Annotated in this window: 10 protein-coding genes; 2 read left to right on the forward strand and 8 right to left on the reverse strand. The window is 40.1% G+C overall.

All coding sequences use genetic code 11. The annotated features are described in order from the left end of the window. Positions 1–22 precede the first annotated feature (22 nt). Entirely contained in the window at positions 23–1456 is a 1434-nt protein-coding gene (locus tag BVH02_RS12685; protein ID WP_086501822.1) for a sulfatase, read from the forward strand. 52 nt (positions 1457–1508) lie between these two features. Here the strand turns inward: BVH02_RS12685 and BVH02_RS12690 are convergent, their stop codons facing one another. From BVH02_RS12690 to uxaC, 5 genes are all read right to left on the reverse strand, one after another. Further along, positions 1509–2441 carry a UDP-glucuronic acid decarboxylase family protein gene (locus BVH02_RS12690; protein ID WP_086501823.1) on the reverse strand — a complete coding sequence of 311 codons (933 nt, stop codon included), beginning with the start codon at positions 2439–2441 and terminating at the stop codon, positions 1509–1511. A gap of 392 nt (positions 2442–2833) precedes the next feature. Beyond that, positions 2834–3388 (reverse strand): sugar O-acetyltransferase, encoded by a 555-nt coding sequence (locus tag BVH02_RS12695; RefSeq protein WP_086501824.1) that lies wholly within the window; start codon positions 3386–3388, stop codon positions 2834–2836. Then, complete coding sequence (gene uxuA, locus BVH02_RS12700) at positions 3385–4560, reverse strand: mannonate dehydratase (RefSeq protein ID WP_086501825.1); 1176 nt, start codon at positions 4558–4560, stop codon at positions 3385–3387. The genes BVH02_RS12695 and uxuA overlap by 4 nt, the downstream gene beginning before the upstream one ends. 92 nt (positions 4561–4652) lie before the next feature. Further along, complete coding sequence (locus BVH02_RS12705; RefSeq protein WP_086501826.1) at positions 4653–5471, reverse strand: SDR family oxidoreductase; 819 nt, start codon at positions 5469–5471, stop codon at positions 4653–4655. Positions 5472–5473: 2 nt separating this feature from the next. Beyond that, positions 5474–6913: a glucuronate isomerase gene (uxaC, locus tag BVH02_RS12710; RefSeq protein ID WP_086501827.1), complete on the reverse strand. Its 1440-nt coding sequence runs from the start codon at positions 6911–6913 to the stop codon at positions 5474–5476. Between the two features lie 166 nt (positions 6914–7079). Here uxaC and BVH02_RS12715 point away from each other — a divergent pair, with 166 nt between their 5' ends. Then, positions 7080–8102 (forward strand): LacI family DNA-binding transcriptional regulator, encoded by a 1023-nt coding sequence (locus tag BVH02_RS12715; RefSeq protein ID WP_086501828.1) that lies wholly within the window; start codon positions 7080–7082, stop codon positions 8100–8102. 221 nt (positions 8103–8323) lie between these two features. Here BVH02_RS12715 and BVH02_RS12720 read toward each other — a convergent pair whose 3' ends face one another. The 3 genes from BVH02_RS12720 to BVH02_RS12730 all read right to left on the reverse strand — a co-directional run bounded on the left by BVH02_RS12720 (position 8324) and on the right by BVH02_RS12730 (position 15261). Beyond that, on the reverse strand, positions 8324–10159 hold the full coding sequence (locus BVH02_RS12720; RefSeq protein ID WP_086501829.1) for a RagB/SusD family nutrient uptake outer membrane protein: 1836 nt from the start codon (positions 10157–10159) through the stop codon (positions 8324–8326). 17 nt (positions 10160–10176) lie between these two features. Further along, positions 10177–13248: a SusC/RagA family TonB-linked outer membrane protein gene (locus tag BVH02_RS12725; RefSeq protein ID WP_086501830.1), complete on the reverse strand. Its 3072-nt coding sequence runs from the start codon at positions 13246–13248 to the stop codon at positions 10177–10179. A 342-nt stretch (positions 13249–13590) separates the two neighbouring features. Then, positions 13591–15261 carry a RagB/SusD family nutrient uptake outer membrane protein gene (locus BVH02_RS12730; RefSeq protein WP_086501831.1) on the reverse strand — a complete coding sequence of 557 codons (1671 nt, stop codon included), beginning with the start codon at positions 15259–15261 and terminating at the stop codon, positions 13591–13593.

Genomic DNA, 15261 nt, shown 5'->3' on the forward strand with positions numbered 1-15261 from the left:
AACTAGTATAAAATCGGAATCGTTGCAGAAGTATATAATTTTGAGTTTTCTATTGATTTTAGGCTCCAAGAGTACTTTTGCGCAGCATAAAACTCAGGAAACAGACAAGCCAAATGTAGTCTTGATTAATGTGGATGATCTAGGCTGGGCAGATCTGGGATTTATGGGTTCGGAGTATTATGAAACGCCAAACCTCGATCAACTCAGCGAAGAAAGTAAAATATTTATGCATGCCTATGCAGCAGCTTCAAATTGTGCTCCAAGCCGAGCTACAATGATCACAGGCCGTTATCCAATGACGCACGGGATTTATACCGTAGATCCTGCAGATCGAGGGAATCCTAAAACAAGGCAGCTGATAGCTTCGCCAAATGCGAATTCAATTCCTAAGGATAGCTATACTCTTGGGAATTTTTTTCAAGACCATGGCTACAGAACCGGTGTATTTGGGAAATGGCATGTCTCGGACGATCCTTTGACGTATGGATTTGAAGTAAATAAAGGTGGAAGCCATAGAGGGAATCCAGGCAAAGATGGTTATTTCAGTCCCTATACAATCAATTTGGAAGCTAAAATTGAAGGAGAATACCTCACAGATCGCTTAACTGAAGAGGCGATTTCATTTGTGGAAGAAAACAGAGGAGAGCGGTTTTTCTTATATCTACCGTTTTATACAGTTCATACACCACTTATGGGGAAGCCCGAACTGGTAGAAAAGTATAGAAAGAAGGAGGGGAGCAAGGGACAGAACAATCCTGTCTATGCTGCTATGATCCATAGTATGGATGAAAATGTAGGCAGGCTTCTGGCCGCATTAGATAGCCTAAATCTTACGGATAAAACGCTGATCATCTTCACCTCCGATAATGGCGGAATTCGTGCTACTAGCCACCAGGATCCGCTGCGTGCAGGAAAGGGGAGCTACTATGAAGGTGGAATTAGAGTGCCTTTGTTAATCAAGTGGAAAAATCAGATAACTGCAGGAATTGAAAATACTCCCGTCACTCAGTTGGATTTTTTCCCAACGTTTAAAGCTTTAATTGATTCAGAATCTGAATTGAAATTGGATGGAGAAAGTCTATTGCCTTTGCTAAAGAATAAGAAACCAATGGGAAGAGATCTTTTTTGGCATTTCCCAATTTACCTAGAGGCTTATGATCCCAAAGAAGATAGTTCTCGCGATCCACTTTTCCGAACACGTCCGGGTTCTGTGATTCGTTCTGGAAACTGGAAGCTGCATCAGTATTTTGAAGATGGAGGTTTAGAGCTTTATAATCTCGTTTCTGATCCTTCTGAATCGAAAAATTTAGCAACAAGTAATCCTAAAAAAGCAGCTGAACTTTTGAAGAGATTAGAGACTTGGAGATTTTCGTATGGAGCGCCAATTCCGTCGATCAAAAACCCTGCGTATGATGCGGTTTTTGAAAAAGAAGCCAAGGAAAAAGTAATGAAGTAAAACACAAAAGCCATCGTGAGATGGCTTTTGTGTTTACTACTTATTCTGTATTTCAAATTACAGACTCAAAATAGGCTATGGTTTTTATTAATCCTTCTCTTAGGTTTACCGTTGGTTCCCAATCCAGCTCTTTTTTCGCTAGATCGATCACGGGTCTTCTTTGCATAGGATCATCCTGAGGCAATGGCATAAAGATCATTTTACTTTTGCTATTAGTTAGTTCTATGATTTGCTGAGCAAGTTCCAGCATGGTGAATTCTCCTGGATTACCAATATTTACGGGTCCGGTGAATCCATCGCGGCTGTTCATCAAGCGATACATACCTTCGATATTATCGTCCACATAGCAGAAAGATCGAGTTTGCTTTCCATCTCCATACATAGTGATGTCTTCTCCTCTCAATGCTTGCACGATAAAATTACTAACTACACGACCATCATTTGGGTGCATTCTTGGTCCATAGGTGTTGAAAATACGCATGACTTTGATTGCAACATTATGCTGACGATAGTAATCGAAAAAGAGCGTTTCTGCACATCTTTTACCTTCATCGTAACACGCTCTTGGACCAAGGGTATTTACACTTCCTTTGTATGATTCAGGCTGAGGATGAACTTCCGGGTCACCATAGATCTCCGATGTGCTCGCTTGTAGAATTTTAATTTTTAGGCGTTTCGCAAGTCCTAGCATATTCATCGCTCCAATTACAGACGTTTTGGTAGTCTGAACTGGGTCAAATTGATAATGTATAGGCGAAGCAGGGCAGGCCAAATTATAAATCTCATCCACCTCTACATATAGCGGATGGGTAACATCGTGACGAAGTAACTCAAAATTCTTGTTGTCAAGAAGGTGATGAATATTTCTTCTATTACCTGTGAAAAAATTATCTACACAAAGGACTTCATTTCCTTCTTTTAAGAGGCGATCACACAAATGGCTGCCAAGAAATCCGCCACCACCACTAACTAATACTCTTTTCATTCAGTCAAAACAAAAGGTTTATAAACACTAGAGGCCAAAAATAAGCAAATGTTTATCAATATAAAGGAAATGAAATATGAATGCCTTCAAATAAGATAATTATGGGCAAAGGGATGAAGGGATGAAGGGATGAAGGGAAGACGGAAGACTGGAGACGGAAGACAGAAGATAGAAGACGAGAGACGGGAAAAAGGAGATTGAGAGATTAAAGAATAGAGATTGAGTGATTAGAGATAGAAGACGAGAATTATCCATGATTTATCAGTTTTTGGTCGATCATGCTAAGGTTCCAATCTCAGGAACTGCTCGCTAGAGCAAATGCATGATGAGTAAGCCTCCCTTTTTTCCTGCCTGACCGTTAGTTAGGTTTCAATGGCTGCTATTTAATTATTTCAACCCAGCTTCTTAATCACCTTAGCAGGATTACCACCTATAACCACATCGGCGGGAAAATCTTTGGTCACAACCGCACCAGCTGCTATGACGGTTCTTTCGCCTATAGTCACTCCGGGACAAATCACTGCAGATCCACCTATCCAAACATCCGAGCCTATGGTAATTGGCTTGCCATATTCCCACATTTGGCCTCTTTGAATAGCGTCTAATGGGTGTGTTGCTGGGTAAAACTGCACATTTGGAGCCACAAAAACGCGATCGCCAAGGGTGACTTTACAGACGTCTAATACGACACAGTTGAAGTTGAAGAAGACATCATCTCCAACTTCAATGTTTGTACCGTAGTCGCAGTAAAAAGGTGGCTCTACCCAGAAGTTCTTTCCTGCTTTCCCAAAGATTTTTCTGACAAGAGAAACCCTCAAATCAGCATCTTCAGGGTCTGAATCATTGAAAGTTTTCACCAATTTTCTGACTTGCAGGCGCTCTGCCACCAGTTCCTGATCTCCGGCTTGGTAGAGTTCGCCTGCAAGCATTTTTTCTTTTTCTGTCATTTTTTTTGGGAGTAAAGCAATCCTGCTTCTACACCTCTGATTTCTGCCAGACCTTTCAGTCTTCCAATTGCAGAGTAACCTGGATTAGTTTTTTTAGTCAAATCATCCAACATCAAATGACCGTGATCTGGTCGCATCGGCAGGCTTTTGCCTCGCTTTTGTTGTACTTGGATGATCTCATCGATCACAGCTACCATGGGTACATTTCCTTCCAAGTGATTGTCTTCAAAGAAATTGCCAGCTTCGTCTCTTTTGGTGCTTCGCAAATGGATGAAATGGATGTTATCACCAAATTCTTTGACCATAGCTGGCAGGTCATTGTCGGCTCTCACGCCAAATGAACCCGTACAGAAAGTTAATCCATTGGACGGGCTAGGTTGATCTCTAAGAATTCTTCTAGCATCTTCCGCGGTACTCATTACTCTTGCTAACCCAAAAAGTGGGAATGGTGGGTCATCTGGGTGAATCGCTACGCAAACGCCATTTTCCTCTGCCACAGGAACTATTGCGTCAAGAAATAAGCGCAAATGCTCAGCGAGTTTTGCAGCATCTATTCCATCATAGGTGGCTAGCATAGCTTTGAATTCCTCTAGCGTATAGCCGATCTCCGAACCTGGCAGTCCTTTCAACATATTGTCGAAAATCATCTGACGTTTGGCAGGGCTAAGTGCTTCATAGTATGCCTTTACTTCAGCATATTCCTCGGCTGAATATTCAGCTTTGGCTTCTGCTCTCTCTAGGATAAAAAGATCAAATGCCTGAACAGCTTTTTTCTCATAAAGCAGCGCTTTTACACCGTTTGGAAGCTCATATTCTAAGTCTGTTCTAGTCCAATCCAGTATAGGCATGAAGTTGTAACATACCGTAAAAATACCTTCTGCGGCTAGATTTCGAAGGGTTTGCTTATAGTTCTCGATTACATCCAGATAATTTCCAGTTCGAGTTTTGATCACTTCATGTACGGGAACTGACTCTACAACTGACCAAGTTAAGCCGGCAGCTTCGATAATGTTTTTGCGTTCTTTAATTTCTTCCCGGGACCAGGTTTCTCCATTGGGAATATGGTGAAGGGCAGTGACGATTCCAGATGCTCCAGCCTGCAGAATGTCTCTCAAGCTTACTGGGTCATTTGGGCCATACCAACGCATGGTTTGCTCCATTTTATAGGTCATATTACTGTGGGGTTAATGGTCAATTTTCAAATTCAAAGTTCAATTTTCAAGTTCTGTTAAATTCGAAATAGCTAATTCGAAATTAACAATAATTACACGCCTGAATAGGCTCCAAATCCACCGTCCACTGCTACGATGGTACCAGTGACGAAAGCAGAAGCTTCAGCGCAAAGCCAATGTAAAGCTCCATTGAGATCTTCGGGTTTGCCAAATCTAGCCATAGGTGTATGGTTCATAATTTGACTTCCTCTTCCAGTGAGACTTCCGTCAGATTCGGTGAGCAAGGCTCTGTTTTGTTCTGTCAGGAAAAAACCTGGAGCGATGGCATTCACTCTGTATTCTGCACCGTGCTTAGTGCAAAGTTCTACAGATAGAAACTTGGTTAGATTATCTATTGCTGCTTTGGCAGAGGCATATCCCATGACGCGTGTCATGGGTCTAGAGGCAGCCATTGAACTGATATTGATAATGTTGCCTTTTCCATTTTTCAACATTAGAGGAAAGAGAACCTTAGATGGGATGGCCGTACCGAGGTAGTTTAGATCCAATACTTTTCTTAAGGCATCCAATTCCAAATGCTGTAAGGTTTTATCTGGCGTAATTACAGCTCCTGGCATATTACCTCCAGCAGCGTTGATCAAAATATCAATGTAGCCATGTGTTTTTTCGATTTCAGAATAGGCTCCTTGCATGCTGCTCTCATCAGTCACATCACAGATGTAGCCAAAAGCTTTGCCTCCGGCGTCAGAAATCTGTTTTACTAAGTCATCTACTTTGGATTGCGTACGGCCTAAGATCAGGATTTCAGCACCTTCTTTGGCTAAGTAATGACTCATCGATTGACCGAGTACTCCGGTTGCACCTGAAAAAGCTATTTTTTTCCCTTCTAGAGAAAACAGTGAATTACTCATAATTAAACTTGAATGTTTTTTGGACTAAAGTCGAAATATTGTTTTGCATTATGGTAGCAGATATCAGATATGATGCCTCCCAGCCATTTTTCATCCCAAGGAAGTTCGCCATTGGCAACATCCTCAGCAAATAAATTGCATAGTATTCTGCGGAAATATTCATGACGTGGAAAAGAAAGGAAGCTACGAGAGTCTGTAAGCATTCCGATGAAGCAGCTAATTAACCCCATATTCGACAAGGTGTTGATTTGCTTTTCCATACCGTCTTTTTGATCCATATACCACCAGCCGGAGCCAAATTGAATTTTGCCTCTCACCGAACCGTCGTTGTAATTACCAATCATGGTTGCAAAAACTTCATTATCACGAGGATTGAGATTATATATCACCGTTTTGCATAACTGATCCTCTGTATTTAATTCATTGAAGAACCCACACATAGATGTAGCTTGATCGAAATCACCGATAGAATCAAAACCAGTGTCAGCACCAAGGATTCGAAGTGAACGCGAATTGGTGTTTCTAAGTGCACCCAAGTGAAATTGCTGAACCCAGCCCTTGGCATGATACATTTTGCAAAGCGCTAGGAGGGTAGTGAATTTGAAAAAATCTACCTCTTGTTTGCTGAGCTCTTTACCCGAAGTGACTTGTGAGAAAATAGTCTCTATTGAATACGTATTTTCTTTGAAGAAATAGAGTTGCTCCAAGCCATGGTCAGACAATCTACATCCACGCTCGTGGAAGTAATCTATCCTTTTGCTCATTGCTTCGAGTAGTTTCTCGTAAGAGGAAATTTCAAAGTTTACACTAGCCGCCAAACTTGCGATGTAGGTAGTGTAGGTACTAGCGTTTTCTACTGCGAAAGATTTATCTGGTCGAAAAGCTGGATACATGCCTAGCTCCGTGCCTTGCTTATGGAAGGAGACATGCTGGTCAAGTGAATCAATCGGATCGTCTGTAGTGCAGATTACTTCTACTTTCATTTGTGCCAAAAGACCTTGAGTAGAGAAAGAATCTTGCTTTAACACATTATTACAGTGGCTGTAAATTTCAGTTGCATTTGCCTCTGAGAGTAGTTCATCTATGCCAAAATATCTTTTCAGCTCCAGATGTGACCAATGATACAATGGGTTTCTCAGGGTGTGAGGCAAAGTTTTGGCCCATTGCTTGAATTTTTCTTCATCTGAAGAGTCACCTGTGATGAATTTTTCATTGATACCGAAAGTTCGCATCGCCCGCCATTTATAATGATCACCAGCAAGCCAGATTTTTGAAATATTTTCAAACTTTCTATTGGTGTTGACTTCCGCTGGTGGAAGGTGGTTGTGATAATCTATGATGGGTAAATCCTTGGCATATTGGTGGTACAGCGTTTTTGCAAAATCATTTCTCAATAAAAAGTCGTCAGAAAGGTATGACGTTTTAGTCGTTGAATAGGGCATTGGTTATTGTGGCTTTATTTATACAACTTATTATTCACTTAAAAATACCTTGAATCAGTAGCATTTGGGGAATAAAATGCGGAATCGATTTCGAAAATTTTTGCTCGATTGGGACTAATTGAGAAAGGATTTGTATTTTCAACACTGAAACAATAAACCAATACACATGGCCGGAGGTATAAGTCTAAAAGAATTGGCCGCTGAATTAAAGCTTGCCCCTTCCACCGTCTCAAGAGCGTTAAATGATAGCTATGAGATAAGTGACGCAACAAAAAAGAGGGTGATAAGTATGGCTGAAAAGCTAAATTATCACGCCAACCCATTTGCGAGGAGTTTGAGAGAAAACAAAAGTAAAACTATCGCAGTAATCATCCCAGAGCGTATTAATAACTTTTTTGCTCAAGTAGTGGATGGAATAGAAGAAATTGCCCAGGAGCATGGTTATCATCTTCTGATTTACAATACGCATGAGGATCTAGAGCGGGAGCGTAAAATCGTAAATTTATTACTTAATGGACGTGCAGACGCTATTGTGATGTCAGTTACAAGCCAAACAAGTGATATTTCTCATTTGCAAAAATTGCATGATCGTGGACTTCCAATCGTTTTTTTCGACAGAATCAGGGCAGATATTCCTACCACCAAGTTTATCACAAATGATTATGAAAGTGCATTTGAAGGGACCAAACATTTAATCAAGCAAGGATGTACAAAGATTGCTTTGCTGACTTTAGGGAAAGATCTTTCGATAAGCCAGGAACGACAACGGGGTTATTCTGACGCGATTTTAAGTGAAGGAATGGAATTAAACCCTGCTTTGACGCTGTATTGTAGTCATGAAGAACCGCATAATGTGAAATTGATTCAGGAATTGCTTCTTTCTTCAGATCGACCAGATGGTATTTTATCATCCGCTGAAAAATTGGCATTTGCCACTTATCAAGCGATAAAAAGAACAAAGCTAAGAATGCCCTCTGATGTGAAATTGATCAGTTTTGCTAATTCTTCTATCGCAGGATTACTCAATCCTTCCCTTACTACCATCACTCAACCGGCTTTATCGATAGGAAATGAATGCGCGAAATTACTTATCAAAAAACTGACTAAGCCGAAGCACTATGAGCTATTGGACCAAGTGATCACTATCCCTTCACAGCTTACAATCCGAGAATCAACATTGCAAGAATAGATTCACATCACTGACTAGGTGAAAAGCTGCTCTGATTATCAGGGCAGCTTTTTTTATTCCACTGAATAGGTTGATTGTACAGTAGCGTCTGTGACGAGTGACCGGCTAGTAATGTAATGGAACAAAAACGGAGACCAATGTTTCACACTGGTCTCCGTAGTAGTTTTAATCCAGTCGCTTTTTATTAAAGCTATGGATTATAATAAGGGTCAAAGACTTAATTAACCACCGTCTTCGATAGAGGTAAGTGGTGGAATGTTATTTTCAAAACCGTAGTAACCTTCATTTTGGTTTAGGTGACCTTTGGTGTTTGAGTTAATAGCATTTTGAGGGATAGGCCATAATACGTGATAAGGGCTCATTGTGTATGTATCCCCGTGTCTTGTGAATACACCCTTATTGTAATAATCAGTCTTTTCCATGATTCTGTCGAAAAAGAAATTGGAATTAGAGAAGTTAGCCTCATTATAACTTTTACCATTGTAAGCAGCAATACCTGTCATAGCAAAGATTCTTGCCATTCTGGTTAGTTCAGTTTTTCTTGGCTCTTCATAGTATAGCTCTCGTGCTCTTTCGTCCAATACAGTCCCAATATTGATATCGGCTGCAGTGTAAGGAGCAGCGCCTGCTCGCGTTCTAACTGCATTGATATCTGCAGCAGCTCCAGCAAGATCACCCATCCAAACTTTGGTTTCAGCTCTCAACAAATAGGATTCTGCAAGTCTGAAAATGTACCAGTCGGTTTCTCCACCTTGAGGCTGATTTCGTTTTGGATCTGGCACATACAATTTGTAGTGTGGCCATGAGAACCAGCTTCTGATTGTATCGACTACAATTACAACGTTAGCTGCGTTTCTAAATTCAAGGTTTTTACCGTAGTACGGGTCTGAAGAAGCGATACCTGGGTTGTTGTAAACCAAGTCAGTCATATTCATCCAGTTACCTGGAGCATGTCTTAAATCATTTTCGTCATCCCAGATCATGCTCTGGTGATACCAAGTTCCTCTTAATCTTCCGATTCCACGTCCAATCTGAGTTACCTGGTCGATAGCCAAATTAGGTACATCAGAAGTTCCTTTATTTCCAGCAGGAGTATTAATGTTAGATCCCCAGAAAGGGACAGCATTTCTCATTGTGATAATTCCTCCAGAGCTTCCATCAGTATCGATTCTATCCATTACAAGCAGGATGGTTTCTGTGTTAGAAATAGGAGACTTGTTTTCAGGTCTGTGAAGATCCCATACTACATTTTTAGTAGGGTCGCCTTTGTCTACTCCGAATCTTTGTGTCATTAAAGCATAAGGACCAGCATCAATCAACCTATTGGCTACAGCAAGTGCATCCTGAAATTCGCCAAGAGCAAGATTAACTTTGATTAATAGATGTTGAAGTGCTCCCTTAGGAACTCTACCTCTATCCATTACGACTGGAATCCATTCTTCTCCCCACTCAAGATCTTCTTTCATTTTTTTAAGAATGACTGTTCGATCTGTTGAATAAAAATCAAGCTTGGGGACAGTAATTTCATCCAGAATTAATGGAATATCGCCGAATTGCTGCGTGAGTCTATAATAACGTAATGATCTGTGGAAGTAGGCTGTAGCAAGAAGATGGTTTCTCTCTGCTTCAGATTCGTAATTCTGAGGTTCATCAATTCTTGAAATTACAGTATTTGCATACTTTACTCCTTTGTACCCTTCATACCAGTACCATCCAATTCTATTGGTGTTAGTAGAGTTCAAGTTTGCATCTGGAGTAATGAGCAGATTCATATCCTGTGCAGGACCAGACTTATCTGTTGTGCCTTCTATAGCTACTTCAGAGAAAATATGTTCCGTAAGGATGGGGGACCCATCACCAGTATATTCATGGCGCATATTTCTTTCACAGGCAACTAGGGCTGCCCATAATCCACTTGCGTCGTTATAGGTGTTTTCAGGGGAGTAGAAAGATAAAGGCTTTGGCACCAGCCAATCTTCATTACATCCGGAAGTGACTGCTATAATTAATCCTGTTAAAAGGATTTTTATCGAGTTTGTTTTACTTCTTATATTCATTTTGATATTTTTTAAGCTTACAGAGTGACATCAATTCCAAGTGTGAAATATCTTGGGATAGGGCCGGAATTTTCTGGATCCCAGAAGTCCCACTCTGGTGCAAAGAATCCTACATTTCTGATGCTTCCGTAAACTCGTAGATTTGAGATTTTAGCTTTCTCTATTATTTGCTTAGGGAAATTGTATCCCATAGAGATGTTTTCTAAACGTATAAAAGATTTCTTACGGTAAATGCTATAACCACCTGCACTGCCCTCACTAGAGTTAAGTCTTGCCCACTCATTGTTTGGATTTTCTTCTGTCCAGTATGGAGTCACATAAGAGCTAGTTCTATCCAAGAAGCCATCTCTGTTTTTCATTTGATTAAATGAACCTTCATGTCCCCAATACGAGTACATCATGAAAGAAACATCTAGGTTTTTGAAAAGTGTAAACTCATTTCTTAAACTCCAACGGAAGCGTGGTTCTGTATAGCCCTGGAATTGTCTATCTGCGTTTGTGAATTTACCATCGCCATCTACATCTACGACTTTAAAATCACCTGGCTTCACACCATATTCTGCAGCAGCTTCAGCTTCATCTGACTGCCAAATTCCATCTGTTTTGTAATTCCAAATCTGGTCGATTGAATGTCCTATGAACCATCCATTACTTGGATCGTCTAGTTCTACACCATTTTCGTCCAAATCACCATATAAGCTAATAATCTCATTTCGGTTTAATTGGAAATTAGCCGTAGTTCTCCATGTCAAATTCTGTGTTTCAAAATTGGTTGAATTCAAAGTAAGTTCGAAACCCTTGTTGTCAACTTGTCCTAAGTTGTCCCATACATAGTTAAACCCTAGGAAATCCGGTAAACTTCTTTGTACTAGCAAATCTGTAGTAGCCATTTTGTACATCTCAATTGTACCTGTTAATCTGGTTTTGAGTATAGAGAAATCAATACCTAAGTTGAAAGATTCTGTTCTTTCCCACTGTAGGTTACTGTTCTGCATTCTGTTTACATAAAGCTGGTTTACTAGGTAAAGCTCACCACTTGGTCTTTCGTAGAAGTATTTTCCTGTATTCAAATCAGAAAGTGCTACATATCTACCGATATCTCTGTTACCATTACTTCCCCATGAGAATCTCATTTTACCGAAGTCTAACCAATCAATATTGATAAAGTTCTCATCAGAGAATACCCATCCAACTGCAGCAGAATAGAATAATGCTCTAGGATTGCTCTGACCAAATGCGGAGTAACCATCTCTTCTTAGTGAAACAGTGGTAGAATATTTACCATCGTAAGAATAGATCAAACGACCCATTAGTGCATCACCTGTGCTGTATTCGTCATTACTTGAGATAATCGGGTTGATTCCACCACCAATGTTATGATAACCCAAACGATCATGAGGCTCAAAACCGTTGTTTGTCATGGTGTTATCCCATGATTGGAATTTTTCTGCATTCACCAAGAAAGTAGCGTTGAAATCATGCTTTTCAGCAAATGTTTTCTGCCAAGTCAAGATATTATCAATTTGCCAGTAGTATTCTTTACGTTGTCTTCTAGAAGCAATTCCCCCTGAGGATCCCCAAACAGCGTGCTCAGCAGATTGATGATTGAAGTATTCATAATACTCAAATCTTGGGGTGAAGTTGGTTCTGAAATTGAAACCAAAAGGAAGCTTAATAGCAGCAAAAAGAGTAGAGTTGATATTTACGTCTCTATCAGTTCTGTCTATATAAGTTCTGTCGTAGAATGGATGTGTTCCTCCACTAGCCTCATCATTTGGTCTCCATTTGTAAGTACCATCTTCGTTGAACTCAGATCCCCATGGGGAGAGGGTTCTATAAAGACCTGAACTTACAGGTACTGTACTTTCGTCCTGCGTTGCAAATTGAACATTCATACCTACAGTAAGCCATTTGTTAACTTTGCCTTCTAGGTTTACTCTAGTACGAATTGTCTCATACTCATCACCGATGATGATACCTTCATTATTTAGGTAACCTACAGACCAATAATAATTAATGTTATCAGTTCTTCCCGAAAGACTTACAGTATAATCTTGTCTGAATCCAGTCTGAAAGACCTTATCTCTCCAGTCTACAGAATTTCCAGCTAAGTAATTTTTGATTTCTTCAGGCTGCATGTTTAGTCTTTGAAGCCAGACAGTAACTGGGTCACCTGATGATCCATCATATGCCATCCAATCTTCTAGAGAAATATCACTTGGTAGTTTTCTCGGGTCAGAGAATTCATAAGGATCGTATCCACCAGCATTGATACTTTTGAATACATCTTCTCTCCATCCTATGAATTCGTCTGGACCATAAACGTCAGGATAAGTAGCCATTGTAGCTAGACCTGCATTTGCATTGAATTTGATAGTTGATTTACCTACAGTTCCTTTTTTAGTAGTAATTAGTATTACTCCGTTGGCAGCCTTTGCTCCAAATACTGCAGCAGCACTGGCATCTTTTAAAACTTCTAAGTTCTCGATATCATTTGGATTGATATCTGCTAGCTCACCATAGTAGATTGCTCCATCTAACACTAACAATGGAGAGTTTCCTGCATTAAGAGAAGTCTGACCTCTAACTTGAAGTGATCCACCACCTTTTGCAGAAGTACTGATTCCTACATTAAGACCAGCAGCGTTACCTCTAAGGATATCCTGAACTGAGTTTGGATTCTCATTTTCCAATTTGCTTGGATTCACAGAAGAAACCGCACCAGTGATATCACGCTTTTTGGCGGTACCGTATCCGATCACGACTACTTCTTCAAGATCAGAAGCATTTGGATTCATTATGAGATCAATAATAGATTGGTTGCCTACTTCTATTTCTATAGGATCGTACCCTATGAAGGAAAAAACTAGCGTACTAGATTTAGGTGCGGAGATAGAGTATTTTCCATCTAGATCTGTAGTTGTCCCTGTAGTGGTTCCTTTTAACAGGATAGTTACCCCAGGGAGAGGCATGTCTGTTTCATCGAGAACAGTTCCTGTAATTTGTACTTCTTGTGCAAACGCCACTGTGACGCTCATGCATAGTAGGAATACAATAAACCAAAGGTTTTTGTAAAATTTGTACCGCATAAGTTGGGGGTTAATGTTAATTAATAAGTTTACTGAGTTGTCAATTTCTCTTAATTAAGAATAATTAACATTAACAATTTTGGTAATATGGAGCGTACGCCCTAATAATTTCTGTTTAATTCGCGCAATCGATTTCGAGAGCAAACTGGCAAATAATAATTAGTTAAAAAGTAATTAATTTACAGAACATAGTTCTTACTGATTTACAATCAGAATGTTACGATAATATTTGTTGCCGTGGAAGTATAATATTTCTTTAATAATAGTTAATGTAAAGGCATAAAAAAAAGAGCTGCATCGGATTCCGATGCAGCTCTTAAATTATAGTTATGTGAATTTTAATTAATACCCAGGATTCTGAGGGAATCCGCTGGCTTCTCCTTCAGCACGATCAATCTGATTCTGAGGGATAGGTCTTAACACATGGAAAGCTTGGATATTAGGAGCTCCTTGAGGATTGTATTTTTTCACTCGCTCCACCAAAATTCCCCATCTTTTTAGATCTAGCCATCTCGTTTGCTCACCGATAAGCTCTCTAGCTCTTTCTTCAGTGATGAAATCAAATGTCAATTGAGCAGGAGTGATTTCCATAGCAGCTGCCTTGCCAGGGAAAGCTGCTCTTTTTCTCACCATATTGATATTTGCAGTAGCCAAATCAATTTTTCCTTGTCTAAACTGAGACTCAGCTAGCAAAAGATAAGTGTCAGCAAGACGCATAGCAATGTAATCTCTACCACCAGCAAATTGAGTTCTATCTGCTCTTCCTGGATCCAAATGCTTCTTAAGAGATGGAAACAATCTTTCTGTGTAAAGCTCAGGAGTCAATACCTGATAGTTTTTCTTTGCTCTTTCTGCTGCTGACATATTGTAGCCTGGAAGCCAGATGGTCGTATCTCCCGTTGCAAAAGTGACAGATGGTTTAGATTTATCGAAGGTGGTATTGTACGTGCCAGGCTTATTGGATCGGAAGAAGTCCACATAGGTTTTTTTATACCTAGAGTCATTTGTCCGTTCAGCAAAGATCGTGTTCAGCGTATAGTCAGTTGACATGAAACGTTTGAATGGTCGTCCATTCTCTGTGTCTCTTTGCATTCCTGGCTGTACATCGTATTCCATCAGGAAGAAAACATGAGCATTATTACCCCCTCCTGTGTTCAAAGGGTCATAAGTATATTGAGTGGACCAGATCACCTCATCATTGATTTCATTACCAAAAGCATAAACATTTGCAAAATCTGGCAATAATTTGAATCCATAATTATTGATCACACTCTGAAGTAATGGCTCTGCTTTAGCATAATCTGTTGCCTCACTTGCTTCAGATGTGGCTTTGGTCAGATATACACGACCTAGCAAATGCTCTGCAGCAGCTTTCGTTGCTCTACCATAATCTGGAGACTTAGCTTTTGTTTCGAGGTTTGGAATTGCAGACTCTAAATCTGCAATGATCGCTGCATAGATTTGAGCTACAGTAGACCTCGTAACTACCTTAGTTGGAACCACGGTTTCTGACAGCTGAAGATCAACTCCACCGAACAACTGAACCAGAATGAAGTAATGGTGAGCTCTGATAAATTTAGCTTCAGCTACTCGCTGAGCTAAAACGGCAGGAGAAACACCCACTACATTGGCAGATCGATCTATTACAGCATTACAGGTGTTTATACCAGCGTAAAACCCGTCCCATAGTCCACGTACATGTCCATTTTGAGAATCAAATTGATTCGTATAAGTATTCATGAATTTCCAAGAACCATCGGCGCCATTCGTAAAGATGTCGGTTCCAAACGTAGTAAAGTTATTGCCGAGCTCTGTGCCGTACCATATGCGCATTGAACTGTAGGCGGCATTAATGCCATCATTTAAACCTTTTGGCGTATTCAAGTAGTCATTGCCTATTCGAGCAATAACATCTTCTTCCAGAAATCCATCACAGGAAACTGCAGCGGAAAGTCCGAGTATTAGGGCAGTTGACTTTGCCCAGTATTTTATATTTAAAGCTAATTTTTTCAT

This window comes from Algoriphagus ratkowskyi (genome assembly GCF_002150505.1).
GTDB classification, from domain to species: Bacteria; Bacteroidota; Bacteroidia; order Cytophagales; family Cyclobacteriaceae; genus Algoriphagus; species Algoriphagus ratkowskyi.